The organism is Azospirillum sp. VT-I1 (assembly GCF_055698305.1).
Window position 1 is genome coordinate 985,210 of record NZ_CP168800.1, and the last position, 20,869, is coordinate 1,006,078.

A 20,869-nucleotide genomic window follows, 5' to 3' on the forward strand; every position below is an offset into this window, starting at 1 on the left:
GCGGGGAGGATAGGTGGGGGTCTAACCTCCCCCTCACTCACGCATCGATCGCCTTGCCCAGCTCGACCGGATCGACCTCGCCCTGCTCCAGCGCCACCTCCGACACCGTCTCCTCCGCGCGGCGTTCCAGCACGGCGGCGAAGAAGCCGTCGGTATCGTGCTTGGCCGGCGTCAGGCGCAGGTACGGACCCTCGACCGGCGGCGGCGCGCCGGCCTCCTCCTCCGCCCACACCTCGGCGACCGGCTTCACGATAAAGTCGTGGTGGGTCTGCAGGAAGGCTTCGACCTGCGCCTCGTTCTCGTCATGCAGCATGGAGCAGGTGGCGTAGATCAGCCGCCCGCCCGGCTTCACCAGACGCGCCGCGCTGTCCAGGATGTTGGCCTGCAAGGGCAGCAGCTGTTCCAATCCCGGGCCGAGCTGGCGCCAGCGGGCGTCCGGGTTGCGGCGCCAGGTGCCGGTACCGGAGCAGGGCGCGTCGACCAGCACGCGGTCGAACTTGCGCTTGTGGCGCTTCACCCAGGGGTCGCGCTCGCTGGTCAGCGGATGCGCCTCGATGTTGTGCAGGCCGGCGCGGCGGAACCGCTCGGCGGCGCGCTTCAGGCGCTTGTCCAGCACGTCGCAGGCGACGACGCGGCCCTTGTTCTTCATCAGCGCGGCGACCGCCAGCGTCTTGCCGCCCGCCCCGGCGCAGAAATCCACCACCTGATGGCCGGGCTTCGGCGCCACCGCCAGCGCCACCAGCTGCGAGCCCTCGTCCTGGATTTCGACCAGACCGTCCTTGAAGGCGTCGACGCTGCCCAGCGGCGGCCGGCCCTTGACGCGCAGGCCCAGCGGCGACCAGCGCGTGGTCTCCGCCGTGATCTGCGCCTTGGCCAGCGCCTTGATGGCGCTCTGCTGGTTGGCCTTCAGCGGGTTGATGCGCAGGTCGAGGGGTGCGGCCTCCAGCAGCTTCTCCATCTCCACCCCGAAGCGGTCGCCGAGCGAAGCGCGCATCGGCCCCTCCGCCCACTCCGGACACTCCACCCGCACCGTCTCCGGCATGTCGGGATGGTCCATCGTGTGGCTTTCCAGCTTGCCGACCATCGCCAGTTCGTCTTCGGTCAGGCGGGCGGGAGCGAACTTGCCGCCGCTGAACATCTCCAGCACCACACCGGCGTTGCGGTTCTCCTCCAGCAGAAGATAGGCCAGGACGCGGGCGCGCGGGGTGGCGCGCTCGTAGCCGCCGCGCTCGATCCACCAGCCGAGCCGCGCGTGGCGCCGCAGGATCGCGTAGGCCATCTGCGCGATGGCGGTGCGGTCCTTCGACCCGATGTAGCGGCGGTTGCGGAAATAGGCGCTCATCACCGCGTCGGCGGGGCGAGGGTCTCGTCGATCTCGGTCAGCAGATCGATGACCGCCTGGAGGCGGGCGGCGGGTGTCATGGCGTCTGGTCCCTTGGGGTGTCTCATGGCGGCGAACAGGACCGGGGCCGGCATGTTCCGGGTCGATGATCCGGAGTTCGGGCGGTCCTTCGCGTATGGGCTGTCGATACCGCGTTTGCCGCCCGCTGTCACGCTTCGCCGCCGCGCGGCTGCCCAGACCGCGACTCGGGCACACCGCTCCGCCCCACCCCCGTGACAACCGGCCGCGACCTATCCGAAAGTGCAGGTTGGGGATTGACGACTCGGGGTAACCATCGGCACAAACGATCGGGTGATATGACCTTGTCGTGACCGTCCCGGCCCTTCGACCGGCGGGCGGCGGGGTCTTCGACCGACATGACGGATTTTACGGCGGAGTTGCGCGATGGCGGCTGCGGCTGGGGTGGCGTGTGCGCGTGTCTTGAAGCGGGCCGGACGGCTGTCGCTGGTCGCGGGCCTTCTGGCGACGCTGGCAGCCTGCGCCGGCACCACCCCGGCGGTCGAGGGACAGCGCCGGGTCTCGCAGCGGCCGACGCTCGATCAGGTGGCGCCCGACTTCCGCCACCTCGCCGGCTGGATCGACGACGACCATGCCCAGGCGGTGCCCGCGGTGCAGCGCACCTGCGGCTGGGTGAAGAACCAGCCGCCCGGCAAGCCGCTGGGACAGTTGCGCGCCGCCGGCACCACCGACGACTGGCGCGCCATCTGCGCCGCCGCCCGCGATCTTCCCCCCGGCGACAGCGAGGCGGCCCGCCGCTTCTTCGAAGCCTTCTTCGCCCCCCGCGACGTCGCCAACGGCGAGGACGGCCTGTTCACCGGCTATTACGAGATCGAGCTGCGCGGCAGCTGGACCCGGACCGAGCGCTACAACGTCCCGCTCTACCGCATGCCGCCGCGCGGCAAGAAGGGCCTGCCCAGCCGGGCACGGATCGAAGCCGGCGCGCTGAAGGGCAAGGGGCTGGAACTGATGTGGGTGGACGACCCCATCGACGCCTTCTTCCTGGAGATCCAGGGCTCCGGCCGGGCGATCATGGCGGACGGGTCGGTGGTCGGCATCCATTACGGCGGCCAGAACGGCCATAGCTATTACCCCATCGGCCGCCATATCATCGACCGCGGCGACGCCACGCCGGAGCAGATGTCGCTCCAGACGATCCGGCGCTGGCTGAAGGACCATCCGGCCGAGGCCCAGCGGGTGATGAACCTGAATCCCTCCTACGTCTTCTTCAAGGTGAAGCCCGAGGTCGGCGCCCGCGGCGCCCGCAACATGGAGCTGACGCCCGGCCGCAGCCTTGCCGTGGATGCCGAGCATATCCCGCTGGGCGTGCCGCTGTGGCTGGAGGTGCGCGACGCCCCGGTGCCGGGCGGCGCCATCAACCGGCTGGTGGTGGCGCAGGACACCGGCGGCGCCATCAAGGGACCGGTGCGCGGCGACCTGTTCTGGGGTCACGGGGCCCAGGCGGAGGAAGGGGCCGGCGTGATGAAGGCGCGCGGTCGCTACACCATGCTGGCCCCGCGCAACCTGTCGGTCGAGACCGCCCAGCGGCGATGACCGCCGAAGTGACGACCGCCGGCGGCGACATCCGGCTGGAACGGCTGACCGCCCTTCCCGACCGGGATGCCGCGCTGGCGGCGCTGGAGGAGATCTTCTTCGCCTCCACCACCCGGACGGAGTTCGCGTCGGCCGCCGACCGCGCCGCCTTCCTCGACACCTGGACCGGCTGGTATGTGGCGGCGGCGCCGCGGGACATCTGGATGGCGGTGACGGGCGACGGGCTGGTGGTGGGCTACCTCACCGGCTGCAAGGACAGCGCCGGCACGCCGGAGCTTGCCCGCCGCATCCCGAAATACGAGGTCTTCGCCGACCGTTTCGCCGCCTACCCCGCCCATTTCCATGTGAATGTCCGGCCGGGCTGGCGAGAGCATGGGCTGGGCCGACGGCTGGTCGACCGCTTCGCCGAGGATTGCCGGGCCGACGGCCTGCCCGGCCTGCATCTGGTCACCGCCGTCTTCGCCCGCAATGTCGAGTTCTACCAGCGCGCCGGCTTCACCGACGCCTGCCAGCGCGGGCCGCTGCTGTTCCTCGGCCTGCGCCTCGACACCTGACTTCGGCCCCTGACTTTGAAGGCATGGCTGTGCTAGGCAGGAGCAACTCCCTGCCGGAAAGCCCGTTGCCATGACCCGCCCACCCCTGCTGATCGAAAGCCCGCAGAACCCGCAGTTCAAGCTGTGGGAATCGGCGCTGGAAAGCCGCGGGCTGAAGAAGAACGGCAAGTTCCTGCTGGCCGGCCTGAAGACGGTGCCGGAGGCGTTGCGCCAGCACCCCGACCGCTTCGAGCGCATCCTGTTCACCGACCCCGCCCAGATCGCGGGCTGGCGCCTGCCGCCGGGGGTGGAGCCGGTGCAGCTCGCCCCCGCCTTGTTCCGGACGCTGGACGTGTCGGGCACCGGCTTCCCGCTGCTGGTCGGCGCGGTGCCGAAGATGCCGGCCATCGACCTGTCGCAGCCGCCGCAGGGCTTGGAGCTGCTGTGCGCGCTGGGCGATCCCAGCAACCTGGGCGCGCTGCTGCGCAGTGCGGCGGCCTTCGGCGTGTCGCGGATCGTGCTGCTGGAGGGGGCGGCGCATCCCTTCCACCCCAAATGCCTGCGCGCGGCGTCGAACGCGCAGTTCGCGCTGACTCTGCTGCGCGGCCCGCGCTGGAACGCGGTGAACGAGGCGGCGGGGCCGCTCTACGCGCTGGACGGCGGCGGCGAGGACCTGACCCGCTTCGACTGGCCGACGGACATGCGGCTGATCCTGGGCGAGGAAGGCCAGGGCGTGCCGACCGATTGCCCGGCGACGCGGCTGTCGGTGCCGACGACCGGTGCCGTGGAGTCGCTGAACGCCACCGTGGCGGTCAGCGTGGCGCTGTTCGCGCGGTATGGGGTGGTGAGGGGGTAGGCTTCGGATGCCCCTCCCTAACCCTCCCCCACCTTTGGTGGGAGAGGGAACTCCGCCGCCCTTGCGCTCGACTCCCTCTCCCGCAAAGCGGGGAGGGTTGGGGAGGGGGCAATCGTCAGCCGAAGCCCCCTACCCCATCACCGAAGCCAGCACCTGCACCACCTGGTCCGACCCGTAGGGCTTCTTCAGCACCGGCACGTCCGAAAAGCGTTCCGGCACCGCGGCGGACTCGCCATAGCCGGTCGCGAACACGAACGGGATGCCCAGTTCCCGCAGCCGGTCGGCCACCGCGACCGAGGTCTCGTTGCCCAGATTGATGTCCAGCACCCCGACCACCGGCGGATCCTCGTCGAGCAGGCGCAGGGCGTGGCGGACGCCGGCGGCGGTGTTGACGCGGCTGGCGCCGAAGCTCAGCAGCACGTCCTCCGTCGCCATGGCGATGATCATGTTGTCCTCCAGCAGCAGCACCGGGCCGTCGATGGAGAAGTCCGCCGCCGGCACCGGCAGGCTGGTCCGGCCGCCGCCGGGCAGGCTGTCGGCGACGGTGACATACTGGGCCGGGATCATGAAGCGCGCCCGCAGGCCCGACAGCGCATAGGTCACCTCGGCCTCGCCCCGCAGGTCGTGCGGGACGGAGCGTTCGATCACCGTGGTGCCGAAGCCGGTCCGCGAGGGCGCACGCACCGGCGGACCGCCATTCTCCTCCCACTCGATCAGCAGCCGCCCGCCCTCGTCGATCGACCATTCGGCCTCGACCCAGCCGCCGCTGTCGCTCAGCGCGCCGTATTTGGCCGAGTTGGTCGTCAGCTCATGCACCACCAGCGCGAAGACGGAAAAGGCCTGGGGCGCCAGCAGCACCTCCGGGCCGGTCAGCCGCACCCGCTCGCTCTTGGCCGACAGATAGGCGCCGATCTCCGCCGCAATCAGCGCGCGGAGCGAGGCCGGCCCCCAATTGTCGGCGGTGATCTGGTCGTGGGCGCGGGCCAGCGCCTCGATGCGGCCGGCGACGATGGCGGCGAACTGCTGCACCGTCTCCGCCCCGCTTTCGCTCTGGCGCACCAGCGCGCGGACGAGGCTGAGGATGTTGCGGACCCGGTGGTTCAGTTCGGCGATCAGCAGCTCCTGCCGCTCGGTCGCCTCCTTGCGGGTGCGGCCGGCGACGTCGGCCAGCCGCAGAACCACCTCCAGCAGGGTGACCCGCAGCGATTCGGCGCTGCGCTGGTCCAGTTCGGTCCAGGGCTGCGACCGGCCGTGCACGGTCTCCTTCCAGGCCTCGAAGCTCTTGCGCGGTGTCAGGCGCGGGCCATTGGGGCCGTACTGCGCCGGCTTGGACGGGTCGCCGCCCCAGGTGACGGTGCGGACCATCTCCTTGCGGAAGAACACCAGATAGTCGCGCGGCGTGCGCGACACCGGGATGGCGAGCAGGCCGCAGGACCGTTCGGTGAAGTCGCGGGCCGGCGGATGGACGGTGCCGAGCTGGTCGGTGAAATAGACCTTGCTGGGCGGGGTCCGGTGCAGGAAGCGCATGACGCCCTGCGTCTCCTCCCGCGTCGGTGTCTCGCCCTCCATATGCAGCTGGCCGTCGATGCAGCAGGCGAAGCCGTCGCACCGGATCAGCGTGCGCAGTTCGGTGGCGAAGGTGACGAGGCTCTCCAGCGGCGATTCGCTGTCGGCCAGCATCGACATGATGCGGACATGGGCGCGGCGCACCTGCGCCTCGCGCTGGTCCTCCTGCTCGCGCTCCCGCCCTTCCAGCAGCAGCGAGACCATCTGACCGAACAGCTCCGCCGTGGTGCGACGCTCGAAGGAGAGCGAGCGGGCCTGCCGGTGATGGCAGGCGAACAGGCCCCACAGCTTGCCGTGCCGCAGGATCGACACCGACAGCGAGGCGTTGACCCCCATGTTGCGCAGATACTCGACATGGATCAGCGAGACGCTGCGCAGCAGGCTGAGCGACAGGTCCAGCGGCTGGCCGGTGGGGTCCAGCGCCGGGACCACCGGCACCGGCGGCGCGTTGACGTCGGCGATGCAGCGCAGCCAGCTGCGCTCGTACAGGCGCCGGGCCTGCTGCGGGATGTCGGAGGCCGGATAGCGCTGGCCGAGAAAGCTGCCGATGCCGTGCACCGCCGATTCCGCGATCACCTCCCCCGCCCCGTCGGCGTCGAAGCGGTAGACCATCACCCGGTCGAAGCCGGTCAGCGCCCGCATCTGGCGCGCCGCCTCGCGGCAGAAGCCTTCGAAGCCGCGGGTGTTCTGCACCCGCCCGATCATGGAGCGCAGCAGCGATCCGGAATCCTGCGGCCCCTCCCCCTCGCTGGGTTCCGCCTCGATCACGATGGTGGAGCCCGAGAGATGGACGGCGACGTCGCAGACCGGCGCGGTTGCCGACAGATGGACGCCGAAGGCGCGTTCGACGCTGCCGTTGATGTGGGCGACCTGCAGCCTGCCGCGGATGGTGTGCAGCGCGTCCATGGTGATGACGCGGGACAGCGGCGTGCCGAGCAGATCCTCGGGCTCCACCCCCAGCCAGCGGCCGATGTTGGCGGAGGCGTGCAGGACGATCCAATCGGCCGTGACGGCGATCAGGAATCCAGTGGGCTGGATCAGACCCAGCTGATGGATGGGCTCCCGGTCACAATCGGTGAGGTCGACAGACCCCGAAGGAACCGGGCCGTTCATCGAACGAAGACTTCGGACAAACGCAACCTCGAGCGGAAGCTAGACCAGCGGCGTTTGTCACGCCCTGCCAAGGGATGTGGATAACAATCTAGGCAGGACTACGAAGCGCCGCAACGCTCCAAAATGGCTATTCCTATGCTCTGATTAAGCAGCGTTAACTTAACATAGGATAATCTACGAAGCGTCGCGCCCATGATTTTGCTCAAGCGCAGTATTTTTGCGAGCGGTTCTTAGGGCTATTCAGGTCAGTTGCACAACCCTGAATCGCGATTTCCGCATTGCCACCTCCATCGGTCCCTCCGCAGGGAATGGAGCGATCGGCGAAGCAGAAAAGCCGGGAGTCCGGCCCCGACGGCGGACTCCCGGCTTTCGGATGAGGGGGTGGGTTCGACCGTCAGCCGCGGCCGGCGATCAGGCTGTCGGCAGCCGCGCGGGCTTCCGCGGTGACGGTGGCGCCGGACAGCATGCGGGCGATCTCCTCGCGCCGTTCGTCGCCGTCCAGTTCGGCGACGCCGGTGGTCACCTGCTCGCCCTTCTGCGACTTCTGCACCTTCAGATGGACGGCACCGCGGGCCGCCACCTGCGGGCTGTGGGTGACGACCAGCACCTGCAGGCCATGGCCCAGCGTCTCCAGCCGCTCGCCCACCGCCGCGGCGACGGCGCCGCCGATGCCGGTGTCCACCTCGTCGAACACCAGCGTGCCGACGGTGGAGGTCTGGGCCAGCACCACCTTCAGCGCCAGCATGAAGCGCGCCAGCTCGCCGCCCGACGCGATCTTGTTCAAGGCACCCGGCGGGGAGCCGGGGTTGGTCGCGACCTGGAAGGCGACGCGGTCGATGCCGGACGCGTTCCATTCCGCCTCGTCGAGCGGTTCGACCAGCGTGCGGAACTTCGCCTTTTCCATCTTCAGCGGCGCCAGTTCACCGGCGACCGCGACGTCCAGCCGGCCGGCGGCCTCGCGGCGGGCGGCGCTCAGCGCCTCGGCGGCCTTGTGGAAGGCGGCGCGGGCCTGTTCGGCCTCCTTCGCCAGCTTGGCCAGCAGGTCGCCCTGATCCTCGATCAGCAGCAGGCGCCCGGCCATCTCCTCGCGCAGGCGGGCCAGCGCGTCGACGTCCACGCCATGCTTGCGGGCGGCGGCGCGGAGCGCGAACAGCCGCTCCTCCAGCTTTTCCAGCGCGCGCGGGTCCATGTCGACGCCGCTGGAGGCGGCCTGCAGGGCGGCGATGGCCTCCCCCGCCTCGGTCGCGGCGCGGTCGAGCGCGGCGATCACCGGGTCCAGCGTGCCGCCGGCCTTGTCGGCGATGCGGCTCAGTGTGCGGATGGCAGAGGACAGCGCCCGTTCGACGCCGCGGTCGCCCGACAGCTCCGCATAGGCCGCGTTCATGCCGTCGACCAGCTTTTCCCGGTGCATCAGCACCGCGCGGGTTTCCGACAGCTCCTCCTCCTCGCCGGGCTTGGGGGCGAGCGCGTCCAGCTCGGCCACGGCGTGGCGAAGATATTCCTCTTCGGACCGGGCGCGGGCGATGTCGGCGGCGGCGGAATGGCGCGCGTCCTCCACCTGCCTCCAGGCGCGGTGGGCCGCGGCGACCTGCGCCGCCTGGGCCGACAGGCCGGCATAGGCGTCCAGCACGCCGCGGTGCGTCTGCGGGTTCAGCAGGCCATGGGTGTCGAACTGGCCATGCACCTCGACCAGCTCGGCGCCCAGCGTCTTCAGCAGGCCGACGCCGACCGGCTGGTCGTTGACCCAGGCGCGGCTGCGCCCGTCGGTGTTGACGGTGCGGCGGATCACCAGGGCGCCATCGCCTGCATCGGCGTCGAGCCCCTGTTCCTTCAGGATGGCGAAGGCCGGATGGTCGCCCGACAGCTCGAACTCCGCGGTGACCGCGGCCTGATCGGCGCCGTGGCGGACCAGACCGGAATCGGCGCGCGCGCCGAGCGCCAGCCCCAGCGCGTCGAGCAGGATCGACTTGCCAGCACCGGTCTCGCCAGTCAGGGCGCACAGGCCCTTGCGGAAGGACAGGCTCAGCCGCTCGATCAGGACGACGTCCCGGATCGTCAGCGACACGAGCATGGAGCGGCCTAGAACAGGGAGTTCCAGGCTTTGCTGATCCACGACTTCTCGTTTCGCTCGGGACGCAGATTGGCGTCCACCAGCAGTGCGTAGCTGTCCGTGTACCATTCGCTGCCGGGGAAGTTGTGGCCGAGCACGGCCGCGGCGGCCTTCGCCTCGTCGGTCACGCCCAGCGCCAGATAGCACTCCACCAAGCGGTGCAGCGCCTCCGCCACATGGGACGTGGTCTGGTAATTTTCAACGACGACGCGGAAGCGGTTGATCGCGGCGGTGTACTGCTGCTGACGCAGGTAGAAGCGACCGACCTCCATCTCCTTGCCGGCAAGGTGATCGTTGGTCAGGTCGATCTTCAGCTTGGCGTCGCGGGCGTATTTGCTGTCCGGGAAACGGCGCACCACCTCCGACAGGGCGTCGAGCGCCTGCCGGGTCATCCGCTGGTCGCGGCGCACGTCGGTGATCTGCTCGTAATAGCACAGCGCCCGCATGTAATAGGCGTAGTCCACATCCGGGCTGCCCGGATGAAGCTGGATGAAGCGGTCGAGCGCCAGGATGGCGTCGTCGTACTTCAGATCCTGATAGTGGGCGTAGGCGGCGAGAAGCTGCGCCTTGCTGGCCGAATCCGAATAGGGATGCTGCCGCTCCACCTCGTCGTAGAGCCTTGCGGCCTTCTTGAAGGACTCCTCGCGCATCGCAGCATCCGCTTCCGACAGAAGCTGGTCGGCCGGACGTTCGACATACGCGTCCTCCTTGGTGGAGGAGCAGGCGGTCAGGGCGGCCGACAGGAGGATGGCCGTCAGCGGCAGGCGGTACGGGCGAGGAAGCATCGTCGTCTTGGGCGCTTTCGAAGTTGCCCCTGTATAGCACGCCGGGGTAAGGGCGCCGCAAGCGGTAACGCGGGGGTGGGCGATATGCCCCTCCCCGCCGCTCGCGGAAAATGGATCGAATGCGCCCTTACCCGAACAGCGCGTCGATGTCGGCCTGGCTGATGTTGCCGCTGTCGGGGGTGGCCTCGGCCGGGCCGTGCAGGTCGAGGTCCTCGTCCTTCTTGGTGACCGACGGCGGCAGCGGCATCGCCTCGAACTCGCGCTTGTTCCACAGGCCCATCATGGCGTCCACGCGCTCCTCGATGAAGGACATGGCGCGGACGACCTTGGTGATGCGCTGGCCGGTCAGATCCTGGAAGTTGCAGGCCTCGTAGATGCGGACGATGACGTCGACCATGTCGTTGACGCGGTCATTGTGATAGCCCTCCGGCAGCGACGACTTCAGCTCCGACACCACCTCTTCCAGCTCTTCGGCACAGGCCATGATGGTGTTGGTCGCGGCCTCCGTCGCGGCGACGACGGCGCTCAGCTCCTGGCTTGCCTGCTGGAACTTGTCGTCACCGGCCAGCGGGTGGCGGATGGCCGCCATTTCCACCTTGGTCGCCTTGATGCGGCCGGAGATGTCGGCGATCTCCACCTGGATCTGGTCGATCTGCGCCGCGTCCATGGTCAGGAAGCGGTCCAGCTTGGCACCCAGGTCGCCGATGGCCCGCAGCACCTCGGTGTTGTCGGCCTGGACCATCTGGGCCGGCACCGGCAGCGCCGCAACGGCCGCAGCGTCTTCGATCAGCGCCTGGAACGGGTGCCCGGATTTGCGGGCCTTCTGAAGCTCGGCCATGAAGGGCTTGGTCATCTGCTTCATCCTCGGTCCCGCCTCTCGGAAACGGCCGCCTGTGGCCTGGGTGGTGAATATGTGGGGTGGTGGAATGTCTGGTTGCGTACCGGGTCTGCGTTCTGGAGCCGTCGACCGCACCGCAGGAAGCCATCGGCCGGCCGGGCGGGTCAATCGGGGGAAACCTGGGAGGGAGGTCGGCCGCCGGGCGGACCGGCGCGGCTTTCCCCCTCCTATCCGAAGAGAGCGTCGATGGCCGCCTGATCGAGCGGCACCGGCGGTTCCGCCGCCGCGGGCGGCGGGGGCGGTGCGGCGGGCTTGGGGGCGGCCTTGGCCTTGGGTGCTGCGCCGGGCGGCTTCGGCACCGGCTTCTTTGCCGTCGTCGGGGCCGGTGCCGGCGCAGGGGCGGGGCTGTCGAACATGCTGTCGATGTCGGCCTGGCTGGCCTGCACCGGTGCGGCGGCGGGCGCCGGCGTGTCGAACATGCTGTCGATGTCCGCCTGGCTTGCCTTCGCCGGGGCGGCCGCAGGCGCCGGGGCGTCGAACATGCTGTCGATGTCGGCCTGGCTCGCCTGGACCGGGGCCGCCGGCGGCGGCGGCGGTGCGGCCGGAACCGGCGCCGGGATGGCGGCCGGGCTGTCGAACATGCTGTCCACGTCGGCCTGGCTGACGCCGTGGCCGTCCAGCTGCGGGCCGTTCAGCAGATGGGCGTCGGGACGGCTGTCGGTCTGCTCTTCCTTGACGACGATGCCGGCCAGCCCGTCCTCGCCCCAGATGCTGATCATGGCCATGACGCGCTGCTCGATGTAGCGAAGCGCGTTGACCACCTTGCTGGTGCGCTGGCCGGTCAGGTCCTGGAAGGAGCAGGCGGTGAAGATGTCGTTCACCTGCGTGTCGATCTCGTTGCACATCGACGGGTCGGCCCCGCTCGCGCGCAGCTTGCCCGCCAGATCCATCAGCCGTTCGGCCGCGTTCAGGATCTCGAAGGACGCCCGTTCGGTCGAGATGACGATGGCATCGAGTTCGTTGGTGGCGGAGAGGATCTTGTCGCCGGAACCGTCGGGCGGCCGCAGTGCCGCAACCTCCCGCCGGGCCTGCTCGATCGAAGCCGCCATCTCCATCAGCTCGCGCCGCAGGACGCCGACATGCTTGCCGGCCTCCACCGCGTCGTTCTGACGGTTCCAGGAGTCGCGGAACTCCTGGAGCATGGCGCGCACCTCTTCCGTCGCGGCCCCGAGGGACCGCCGGTGGAGCCGCCGCAGGAACGCCCTGCCCTTCGCCGATCGGGCGATGGCGTCCTCGATCTGCTCGAACTCCTCATCGGACAGCTGCGGAAGCTGCTCCAAACCGGTCCACTCCCCAAACTGGATTCGCCAGCCGCCCATTGGACCGGGTGCCGGCCGGCATAGGCCGCCGTCCACCCGGACCGGTCGCGATAGGCCCAGATCTTCCCTTGCGGGATCAGCCGCCGATGACGGCCTGGATCTTCTGCTTCAGCGTGTCGGCGTTGAAGGGCTTGACGATGTAGTTGTTCACGCCGGCCTGCTTGGCGGCGATGACGTTCTCGGTCTTGCTTTCGGCGGTGACCATGATGAAGGGCGTCGCCGCCAGCTTCGCGTCCGCGCGGATTTCCTTCAGCAGCTGGAGGCCGGTCATCGGCTCCATGTTCCAGTCGGAAATGATGAGGCCGAACTTGCTCTCACGCAGCTTCGCCAGCGCCGACACACCGTCGCCGGCCTCGTCGATGTCGGTGTAGCCGATCTGGGTCAACAGGTTCCGCACGATGCGCCGCATGGTGGCGTAATCATCGACGACGAGGATCTTCATCTAGACGTCTCCGCAATAATCCGTTGCCGGTGTCTGTCCGGCCGTTACGCCCACCCGGCGCGGGGGCTGCGCCGTAATCCGGGAAGTGATGCCGACTGTAGTGCCCTAACTGCCGCCAAAAGTCATCCCCTTGGGACACACTGCATCAGCCTGGTAAAGAACGTGTTACCACGCGGGACATCATCTTGCCGAATCAGGGTCATCCCCAAATTCGTTTACGGCCGATCGCCCCGGATCGCGCCGGAATGGACGGCGGCACCCGTTCCGATGCCGCCGCCTCACGGGTCACAGCGGCGCCGTCGCCCCGGCAAGCCAGCGGCGGGCCGCCTCGTCCAGCAGCGGCGACAGCGACTCGCGCACCCGCGCATGATAGGCGTCGACCCAGGCCGCCTCCGCATCGGACAGCAGCGCGCGGTCGATCAGCGCGCGGTCGATGGGCACCAGGGTCAGCGGCTCGAACTCCATCATCTGGCGCTCGGCACCGGCAAGCGCGCCCTCCGGCTCCACCGGCCGGACGACGATCAGGTTCTCGATGCGGATGCCGTAGGCGCCGGTCTTGTAGTAGCCGGGCTCGTTCGACAGGATCATGCCCGGCTGCAGGGCGACGGTGTTGCCGACCTTGGAGATGCGCTGCGGCCCCTCATGCACCGACAGGAAGCTGCCGACGCCGTGGCCGGTGCCGTGGTCGTAGTCCAGCCCCGCCTGCCACAGCGGCAGCCGCGCCAGCGCGTCCAGCTGCGATCCGGTGGTGCCGCGCGGGAAGCGCACGGTGGACAGCGCGATGTGGCCCTTCAGCACGCGGGTGAAGCGGTCGCGCATCTCCGCCGCCGTCGCCGGGTCGAGGTCGCCGACCGCCAGCGTGCGGGTGACGTCGGTGGTGCCGTCGAGATACTGCGCGCCGCTGTCCAGCAGGAACAGGCTGCCCGGCTCCAGCCGGCGGTCGGTCTCGGGCGTCACGCGGTAATGGACGATGGCGCCGTTCGGCCCCGCTCCGGCGATGGTGTCGAAGCTGACGCCGCGGAAGCGCTCGTTCTCCCGCCGGAAGGCCAGCAGCCGCTCCACCACCGCAAGCTCGGTCAGGCCGCCCTTCGGCGCCTCCTCCGAGAACCAGTGCAGGAAGCGGACGATGGCGGCGCCGTCGCGGGTGTGGGCGGCTCGGGTGCCGGCCAGTTCCGCCGCGTTCTTGCCGGCCTTCGGCAGGGCGCAGGGATCGCCGTCGCGCTCCACCTTGGCGCCGGCCAGATGCAGCCGGTCGACGATCCAGGCCGAGGTGCAGGACGGGTCGGCCAGCACGCGGGCGGAGCCGCGGGCGACGGCGTCCAGCGCCGGGCCGAACTCCTCCACCGGCCGCACCCGCACCCGGTTGCCCAGATGGGGCCGGGTCTGCGGCGCCAGCTTGCGCGGGTCGAGGAACAGGTCCACCGACGCATCGGCCGACAGGATGGCGAAGGACAGCGGCAGTGGCGTGCAGGGCACGTCGGCGCCGCGGATGTTCAGCAGCCAGGCGATGCTGTCCGGCTGGGTCAGCACCGCGGCGGCGATGCCCTTCTGCGCCAGCTCCTCGGCCAGACGGGCCCGCTTGTCGGCGGAGCTTTCGCCGGCCAGCGCCTCGTCCTGCGGCACCACCGGGGCGAGGGGCGGCGGCGGCTGGCCCTGCCACACCGAATCGAGCGGATTGTCCTCGCAGGCGATCAGCAGGATGCCGGCGCGCTCCAGCACGGCGCGGGTCTTCTCCACCCAGCCGATGGTGTGCAGCCAGGGATCGAAGCCGAAGCGCCCGCCTTCGGGCAATGCCGCGACGATCCAGTCGGTCAGCGGGTCTTCGACCAGATGCTTGTACTCGTACAGGTCGGCCGGCACCTCGCTGCGGACCTGGAGGGTGTAGCGGCCGTCGACGAAGATCGCCGCACGGCCGGATGTCACCACCGCGTTGCCGGCCGAGCCGGTGAAGCCGGTCAGCCAGCTCAGGCGCTGGGCGCGCGGCGGCACATACTCGCCCTGGTGCTCGTCGCCGCGCGGGATGATGAAGCCGTCGAGTTCCCGGCGCTTCAGCGCCGCGCGCAGATCGGCCAGCCGTTCGGCCGCGCCGGGCCGGGCCGCCGGCGTCTCCGCCGCGAGGACCGCCTTCAGCGCCTGGAGCTGTTCGGCCAGGGCCGGCGGAAGGGTCTCGCCAACCAGCACCAGCCACTCCGACGGGTCCTCCCCTTCCGGCGCCGCCAGCACGCCGGCCAGCAGCGCGCGGACATCCGCGGGGGTGCGGCCGGTCCCGGCCTCGGTCAACAGGGTCGCAAGGGCGTCGTCGCCACGGTAAGCGCCGGAAGGAGTCGCGCTGGACACGGAACGTGTTCCTCGGAAGGGTGAAGCCTGTGGCTACAGGCTAGGCACCCGGCCGGTCCGGCGCAAGCGGCGGGGCGGCGGCTATGCCGGTTGGGGTGGGGCAAAAGCGAATGCCCCCTCCCTATCCCTCCCCGCTTCGCGGGAGAGGGGATCGGACTCTTGTGAATGTCTATGCAAAGGACAGCGGCAGCCCCCTCTCCCGCGATCGGACCGGCCTTTGGCCGGCCGAGGGCGGGGAGGGTTAGGGAGGGGGTACCCGATGCAGCACCCCTAAACCGGCAACCCCGCATCGTCCGGCAGCCCCAGCCGCTCCAGCACGCGCTTGCGGGCCTCGCCGCGCTCCAGGTCGGACACGTGCAGCAGGCCGCCGATGCGGCGCAGCAGGCTGGCCTCCAGGTCGTTCAGCACGCCGTCGGCATAGGCCACTTCCCACAGCATCTCGATGATCCAGACGCGGCTGCCCGGCGGGCAGCGGTCCATGATTACGCTGATATAGCGGTGGTAGGGCGACACGTCCTCGGTGTCGAACACGGCGGCGGACAGCAGGTCCTGCGCCTCTTCCTCGTTCAGGTGGAAGTGGCGCTGGGCGACGGAGATGATCCGGTCGCGCTCCGCCTGGGTGATGGTGTCGTCGGTGCGTGCGGCCTCGACCATCAGGGCGGCGGCGGCGGCCTGCAGGGCGTCCTCGCCCGGCTCGGCGCCGTCGTCGTCGCCTGCGAACAAGGACCGGATGCGGTTCAGCATGGTGGCTCCCCAGGTGAATGTCGAAACATCGTCCCTAGGGGAAGTCGCAACCCGGCCCTTTGGTTTCAACGCTTCACCACAAGAGTGGTCCATTCCCCGACCGGAATGCGCGCGACCAGCCGCAGGCCCTGGTTGCGGTGGGCCTGGATGACGTGGCGCTCCTGCCGGTTCAGCAGGCCGGCCAGCACGGCATAGCCGCCCTTCTTCAGGTGGCGGCGCAGCTGCGGCGCCATGCGCGACAGCGGGCGGGCCAGGATGTTGGCGGTGATCAGCGTGTAGGGCTTGTGCCGGCCGACGATCCGGGTGTTGTAGCCGTCGCCGCCCTGGGCGCGGATGCTGTTCTTCGCCCCGTTCAGCGCCGCGTTGATGCGGGTGACGCGCACCGCTTCGGGATCGATGTCGACGGCGGTCACGGCGACGCGCCAGCGCTTGGCCACCGCCAGCGCCAGGATGCCGGAGCCGCAGCCCATGTCGAGCGCGCCGCGACGGCCGCCGCGCGGCAGCTTCAGATGGCGCGACAGCCGGTCGAGCGCCTGCAGGCAGCCGTTGGTCGAGCCATGCTCGCCGGTGCCGAAGGCGGTGGCGGCGTCCACCAGCAGCGGGATGCTGCCGGCCGGCACGATGCCCTCATGGTGGGAGCCGTGGACGAAGAAGCGGCCAGCGCGAATCGGCGGGAAGCCCTGGTAGCTGTGCGACACCCAGTCGATGGGCGGCAGGTTCTCGACCGCCAGCCGCGGCTCCTCGATCCCCAGCGCCTTGGCCAGCACGGCGACGCGCGACTGCAGCCGGGCCTCGTCGGGGGCGCCGTACAGCGTCGCCTCGACCAGCCAGTTGCCGCCCTCCTCCAGTTCGAAGGTCGACACCGCATCGGCATGGTCCCCCACCGCCTCGGCGAAGGCGGGCGCATGGGCTTCGGGAACGACCAGCGCGATGCGCCAGAGCGGGGTTTGCGACATGACAGGGGCTTTCCGACGACGACGCGAGAACAGAAGCGGCGTTTTTAGCATCAAGCCGGAAAGACACCAAGGATTCCGGATATTGGGGGAACCCTTATCCGTGCGCTTCCACCGCCCCGCTTCTATCTGCCCGACAGCCGGTCGGCGATGTCGTGCATGCCCTGCGCGCGCAGCACCGACTGGCGGTGGCGCAGCAGGCGGCGGTCCAGCGCCTTCTCCATCGCCGCGCCGCCCAGCAGCGCGCCGTCGGCACCCTTCAGCCGGCCGGCAAGGTCGTGGGTCAGCATCCCGTCAGCCTTCGCGTCGCGGCGGTCGAGCGGCTGGTCGCCGGCGATGCTCCGGCACAGCCGGTCCAGCAGGACGGCCCGGCTCTGCGGCGCGCGGCCCTGCAGGCCGAGACGGCAGACCCGGCGCAGCGACGCGGCCATCGGCGCCAGCCCGGGGTCGGGATCGCGGTCGAACAGCGCGTCGGCCAGCGCGCAAAGCCCGGCATGCAGGCTGGGCTGCGCCCCCAGCAGCTCCTTCATCGTGTCGGCGGAGCCCATGATGTCGGCGACCACGCCGTCCAGCAGGGCCAGATGCCGCGGCCAGACATCCTCGCCCATCATCGCCAGCAGCAGGTCCAGTTTGCCGGCCAGCGGGCCGCCGCCTTCCAGATGCTGGCACAGGAGGATGAGGAACAGCCGGTCATGCCCGGCCTCCCCCACCGCCTCCTCGATCCTGTTGCTGGTGCCGGGCAGGTCGGCGGCGTCGAAGCGCGGAAGCCGGCGCCGGTCGGCCAGCGCGTCGCGGGCGGCTCCGGCGACCGCCTCCACCATCTGCCGCAGCTCGCGGGCACGGGCGGCGTGGGAAACTCCGTGAAGGTCGGCATGATGGCGGGCCGCCGCATGGATGGCGGCGCCCAGCAGCGCGCCCTGCTCCTCCAGGCGGCGGAACAGCGGCCAGGAATGCAGCAGTTCGGTCGGGGTGATGCGCTGGGCATCCAGATAGGGACGCAGCAGCCGGCCGATGACCACCCGGCTTTCGAAACCGCACAGGTCGTCCGGCGTTCGGCAGAGCGGCGCCCCCTCCGCCGTCCCGCCCAGGGTCATGCCCTTGCGCGCAGTCTGAGGCACCGTCTTGTGCAGGATCACCGTTTCCAGCGACAGGCCGGCGATGGTGCGGAACTTCACCACCTTCGCCTCCTGCACCCCGGAAGCGGCCAACTGGGAGCGGGCGGCGGACAGCGCCGCCTCCTGGTCGGTGTAGGCGCCTTCGATGAGCCAGCGCCCCTCCCGGCGGCTCTGCACCTCATAGCTGACGCTGCCCGTTCCGAACACGGCGGACGACCTCCGGCTCCGTTGCAATGCTGCAATACTGGCCGGCGGCGGGGGCCGCCGCTGTGACGGCCGTCACAGTGCGGCAAACCGTCAGCCGGTCCTGCCCCGTCCCCTGCCCCGTCCCGTCACCCCGCCTTGTCGGCGGGGACGACGAAGCTGTCCATCACCTTCTTGGCACCGGAGTGGTCGAAGTCGATCTCCAGCTTGTCCTCCGCCACCGCGGTGACGGTACCGTAACCGAATTTCTGGTGGAACACGCGCGCCCCCTTGGCGAAGGGCGCATCGGGCCGCGGCCGGGGCGCCACCGCATAGGCGCCCTGGTCCAGCGTGATGGTCTTGGGCGCCGGTGCCTGCCGGGTGGAGCCGCGGAACTGGAAGCCGCCGGCGCCCCCGCCATAGCCCCCCGCCCCGCCGCCGAATCCTCCGCCGAAGCTGCCGCGCCCGCCGCTGCCGGCGAACAGGCCGTTGGCGGCCTCGGCCTCCACATTGTCCTGCGGGATTTCCTCGACGAAGCGGGACGGCACGGCGCTGACCCAGTTGCCGTAGAGGCGGCGGTTGGCGGCATGGCTGACATAGGCGCGGCGGCGCGCGCGGGTCAGGCCGACATAGGCCAGCCGCCGCTCCTCCTCCAGCCCGGCGATGCCGGTCTCGTCCAGCGCGCGCTGGTTGGGGAACACGCCCTCCTCCCAGCCCGGCAGGAAGACATGGTCGAACTCCAGCCCCTTGGCGCCGTGCAGCGTCATCACCGTGACCTGCTCGATCCCGGCGGCCTCGGCATTCTCCATCACCAGGGCGACATGCTCCAGGAAGCCCGGCAGGTTCTCGAACTCCGCCATGGCGGTGATGAGTTCCTTCAGGTTCTCCAGCCGGCCGGGTGCCTCGGGCGTCTTGTCCTCCTGCCACATGCGGGTGTAGCCGGACTCGTCCAGGATGGTGCGGGCAAGCTCGGTGTGCGGCACCGTCGCCATCAGGGTCCGCCAGCGGAAGAAGTCCTGCAGCAGCCCGCGCAGGGTGGCGCGCAGCTTCGGCTTCAGCTCGTCCGTCTCGGTCAGCGCCCAGCCGGCCTCGGTCAGCGAAATGCCTTGCGCGCGGGCCGCGGTGTAGAGGGTCTGCATGGCGGCCGGACCGACGCCGCGCTTGGGCAGGTTGACGATGCGCTCGAAGGCGAGGTCGTCGTCGCCGGAATTGACCACGCGGAAATAGGCCATCGCGTCGCGGATTTCCTGCCGCTCGTAGAAGCGCGGACCGCCCAGCACCTTGTAAGGCAGGCCGAGCGTGATGAAGCGTTCCTCGAACTCACGGGTCTGGAAGCCGGCGCGGACCAGCACGGCGATCTGCGACAGCGGCGTTCCCTTACGCTGCAGCGTCTCGATCTCCTCGCCGACCCAGCGCGCCTCCTCCTCGCCGTCCCACACCGCCTTGACCTTGACCGGCTCGCCGCCGTCGGCCTCGGTCCACAGCGTCTTGCCGAGACGCCCCTGGTTGTTGGCGATCAGCCCGGATGCCGCCGCCAGGATATGGCCGGTGGAGCGGTAGTTCTGCTCCAGCTTGATGATGGTGGCGCCGGGGAAATCGGTCTCGAAACGCAGGATGTTGCCGATCTCCGCACCGCGCCAGGCGTAGATCGACTGATCCTCGTCACCGACACAACAAATATTCTTGTGAGCTTGCGACAGTATTCTAAGCCACAAATACTGAGCGACGTTGGTGTCCTGATATTCATCCACCAGCACATACTTGAACTTGCGGTGATACTCCGCCAGCACGTCCGGATTGTTCTGGAAGATGGCGAGGTTGTGCAGCAGCAGGTCACCGAAGTCGCAGGCGTTCAGCGTGCGCAGGCGTTCCTGATAGGCGCGGTAGATCGCCACCACCCGGCCGCCGGCCACGTCGCCGCCGTCGGCGTCGCCCAGCCGGTCGGGGGTCAGGCCGCGGTCCTTCCAGCGCTCGATGGCGCCCAGAACCTGCCGGGCCGGCCATTTCTTGGAATCGATGTTCTCGGCTTCCAGCAGTTGCTTGATCAGCCGCACCTGGTCGTCGGTGTCGAGGATGGTGAAGTTCGACTTCAGCCCGACCAGCTCGGCATGGCGGCGCAGGATGCGCGCGGCCAGCGCGTGGAAGGTGCCCAGCCACCAGCCCTCCGGCTCGATCCCCACCAGATGGGCGACGCGCTCGCGCATCTCGCGGGCCGCCTTGTTGGTGAAGGTCACCGCCAGGATCTGGAAGGCCGCGGCGCGGCGGGTCATCAGCAGATGGGCGAGCCGGGTGGTCAGCACCCGCGTCTTGCCGGTGCCCGCACCCGCCAGGACCAGCACCGGCCCGTCCAGCGCCTCCACCGCCGCCCGCTGGGTCGGGTTCAGCCCGTCCAGATAGGCGAAGCGCTGCGCCGCGCTTGGAAAGCCCCCGGCCGAAGCGGCGGCGGGGGAGCGGCATGGCTCAACGGATCGTCGTCGTACGCGTCTGACATGGGCGGCCCGGCTTGGGGAAAAGAAGAAAAATCGGCTCAAGCATGGGAATGCTGTCTTGCGGTCGGAACGTATATAGCACAGGGCGCCCCGGCACGAACCCCGCGCGAGGCGGCGTCCCCGTTCGGGAATGCGCCGCCGGGCGGCCAAGCCTAGGCCGTAGGGCGGATGTTCAGGACATAGGACTCCACCCATCGGACAGGGGCACAATTCTCACGCGGCCTATGCCGGCCAGCGCCGAAGTCCCGCCATATTGCATCCGAGAAACATGACCAAGTCAGAGGGCGGCGGTTAACGATTTCCCCTTTTCTGTCACAGTCCGTTATTCCACCCGACCATCAAAGTTCGAATTATGTCCGCATCTTGTCTTATGCGGTCTTACGGCATATGCCCATTGCTCGACGCGAAATTTACCTAAGCGAAATTTTGCGCCGCGCAAATCGGGGGTATCTATGGATCACAACGAGGCACCC

The 20,869-nt window shown here is 69.6% G+C and carries 16 protein-coding genes; 3 read left to right on the plus strand and 13 right to left on the minus strand.

Translation table 11 applies throughout. From position 1 onward, the window contains the following. Positions 1-37: 37 nt before the first annotated feature. Complete coding sequence (locus AB8P05_RS04730; RefSeq protein ID WP_472759001.1) at positions 38-1,342, minus strand: RsmB/NOP family class I SAM-dependent RNA methyltransferase; 1,305 nt, start codon at positions 1,340-1,342, stop codon at positions 38-40. Next, complete coding sequence (locus AB8P05_RS04735) at positions 1,342-1,476, minus strand: hypothetical protein (RefSeq protein WP_472759002.1); 135 nt, start codon at positions 1,474-1,476, stop codon at positions 1,342-1,344. The genes AB8P05_RS04730 and AB8P05_RS04735 overlap by 1 nt, the downstream gene beginning before the upstream one ends. 310 nt (positions 1,477-1,786) lie before the next feature. On the opposite strand from AB8P05_RS04735, the gene mltA reads away from it, so the two are divergent. The 3 genes from mltA to AB8P05_RS04750 all read left to right on the plus strand — a co-directional run bounded on the left by mltA (position 1,787) and on the right by AB8P05_RS04750 (position 4,342). Then, positions 1,787-2,953 (plus strand): murein transglycosylase A, encoded by a 1,167-nt coding sequence (mltA, locus tag AB8P05_RS04740; protein ID WP_472759003.1) that lies wholly within the window; start codon positions 1,787-1,789, stop codon positions 2,951-2,953. Next, positions 2,950-3,507, plus strand: a complete 558-nt coding sequence (locus tag AB8P05_RS04745; RefSeq protein WP_472759004.1) for a GNAT family N-acetyltransferase — start codon at positions 2,950-2,952, stop codon at positions 3,505-3,507. The genes mltA and AB8P05_RS04745 overlap by 4 nt, the downstream gene beginning before the upstream one ends. A gap of 70 nt (positions 3,508-3,577) precedes the next feature. Further along, the gene (locus AB8P05_RS04750; protein WP_472759005.1) at positions 3,578-4,342 is read left to right on the plus strand and encodes a TrmH family RNA methyltransferase; all 765 of its coding nucleotides are present in this window, start codon (positions 3,578-3,580) and stop codon (positions 4,340-4,342) included. Positions 4,343-4,471: 129 nt separating this feature from the next. Here AB8P05_RS04750 and AB8P05_RS04755 read toward each other — a convergent pair whose 3' ends face one another. The 11 genes from AB8P05_RS04755 to AB8P05_RS04805 form a co-directional block, all read right to left on the minus strand. Next, on the minus strand, positions 4,472-7,021 hold the full coding sequence (locus AB8P05_RS04755; RefSeq protein ID WP_472759006.1) for an HWE histidine kinase domain-containing protein: 2,550 nt from the start codon (positions 7,019-7,021) through the stop codon (positions 4,472-4,474). A 394-nt stretch (positions 7,022-7,415) separates the two neighbouring features. Beyond that, positions 7,416-9,092, minus strand: coding sequence for a DNA repair protein RecN (recN, locus tag AB8P05_RS04760; RefSeq protein WP_455173053.1), 1,677 nt, complete (start codon positions 9,090-9,092; stop codon positions 7,416-7,418). 8 nt (positions 9,093-9,100) lie between these two features. Beyond that, entirely contained in the window at positions 9,101-9,916 is an 816-nt protein-coding gene (locus AB8P05_RS04765; RefSeq protein WP_455172126.1) for an outer membrane protein assembly factor BamD, read from the minus strand. Positions 9,917-10,043: 127 nt separating this feature from the next. Then, entirely contained in the window at positions 10,044-10,769 is a 726-nt protein-coding gene (locus AB8P05_RS04770; protein WP_472759007.1) for a protein phosphatase CheZ, read from the minus strand. A 212-nt stretch (positions 10,770-10,981) separates the two neighbouring features. Continuing rightward, the gene (locus AB8P05_RS04775; protein ID WP_472759008.1) at positions 10,982-12,094 is read right to left on the minus strand and encodes a protein phosphatase CheZ; all 1,113 of its coding nucleotides are present in this window, start codon (positions 12,092-12,094) and stop codon (positions 10,982-10,984) included. 115 nt (positions 12,095-12,209) lie between these two features. Then, positions 12,210-12,575 carry a chemotaxis response regulator CheY gene (locus AB8P05_RS04780; protein WP_012974572.1) on the minus strand — a complete coding sequence of 122 codons (366 nt, stop codon included), beginning with the start codon at positions 12,573-12,575 and terminating at the stop codon, positions 12,210-12,212. A gap of 285 nt (positions 12,576-12,860) precedes the next feature. Then, a complete protein-coding gene (locus AB8P05_RS04785; RefSeq protein ID WP_472759009.1) occupies positions 12,861-14,912 on the minus strand; it encodes an aminopeptidase P family protein in 2,052 nt (683 codons plus the stop codon). Between the two features lie 270 nt (positions 14,913-15,182). Beyond that, positions 15,183-15,656 carry a tellurite resistance TerB family protein gene (locus AB8P05_RS04790; protein WP_472759010.1) on the minus strand — a complete coding sequence of 158 codons (474 nt, stop codon included), beginning with the start codon at positions 15,654-15,656 and terminating at the stop codon, positions 15,183-15,185. A gap of 65 nt (positions 15,657-15,721) precedes the next feature. Then, the gene (locus AB8P05_RS04795; protein WP_014248173.1) at positions 15,722-16,612 is read right to left on the minus strand and encodes a 50S ribosomal protein L11 methyltransferase; all 891 of its coding nucleotides are present in this window, start codon (positions 16,610-16,612) and stop codon (positions 15,722-15,724) included. A 122-nt stretch (positions 16,613-16,734) separates the two neighbouring features. Beyond that, positions 16,735-17,931, minus strand: coding sequence for a hypothetical protein (locus AB8P05_RS04800; protein WP_472759011.1), 1,197 nt, complete (start codon positions 17,929-17,931; stop codon positions 16,735-16,737). A 125-nt stretch (positions 17,932-18,056) separates the two neighbouring features. Continuing rightward, a complete protein-coding gene (locus AB8P05_RS04805) occupies positions 18,057-20,438 on the minus strand; it encodes an ATP-dependent helicase (protein ID WP_472759012.1) in 2,382 nt (793 codons plus the stop codon). Positions 20,439-20,869: the final 431 nt, after the last annotated feature.

Bases quoted from the DNA above. Each gene is read 5' to 3' on its own strand.
- AB8P05_RS04730 (WP_472759001.1), bottom strand. From the start codon at position 1,342: ATGAGCGCCTATTTCCGCAACCGCCGCTACATCGGGTCGAAGGACCGC.
- AB8P05_RS04735 (WP_472759002.1), bottom strand. From the start codon at position 1,476: ATGCCGGCCCCGGTCCTGTTCGCCGCCATGAGACACCCCAAGGGACCA.
- mltA (WP_472759003.1), top strand. From the start codon at position 1,787: ATGGCGGCTGCGGCTGGGGTGGCGTGTGCGCGTGTCTTGAAGCGGGCC.
- AB8P05_RS04745 (WP_472759004.1), top strand. From the start codon at position 2,950: ATGACCGCCGAAGTGACGACCGCCGGCGGCGACATCCGGCTGGAACGG.
- AB8P05_RS04750 (WP_472759005.1), top strand. From the start codon at position 3,578: ATGACCCGCCCACCCCTGCTGATCGAAAGCCCGCAGAACCCGCAGTTC.
- AB8P05_RS04755 (WP_472759006.1), bottom strand. From the start codon at position 7,021: ATGAACGGCCCGGTTCCTTCGGGGTCTGTCGACCTCACCGATTGTGAC.
- recN (WP_455173053.1), bottom strand. From the start codon at position 9,092: ATGCTCGTGTCGCTGACGATCCGGGACGTCGTCCTGATCGAGCGGCTG.
- AB8P05_RS04765 (WP_455172126.1), bottom strand. From the start codon at position 9,916: ATGCTTCCTCGCCCGTACCGCCTGCCGCTGACGGCCATCCTCCTGTCG.
- AB8P05_RS04770 (WP_472759007.1), bottom strand. From the start codon at position 10,769: ATGACCAAGCCCTTCATGGCCGAGCTTCAGAAGGCCCGCAAATCCGGG.
- AB8P05_RS04780 (WP_012974572.1), bottom strand. From the start codon at position 12,575: ATGAAGATCCTCGTCGTCGATGATTACGCCACCATGCGGCGCATCGTG.
- AB8P05_RS04790 (WP_472759010.1), bottom strand. From the start codon at position 15,656: ATGCTGAACCGCATCCGGTCCTTGTTCGCAGGCGACGACGACGGCGCC.
- AB8P05_RS04795 (WP_014248173.1), bottom strand. From the start codon at position 16,612: ATGTCGCAAACCCCGCTCTGGCGCATCGCGCTGGTCGTTCCCGAAGCC.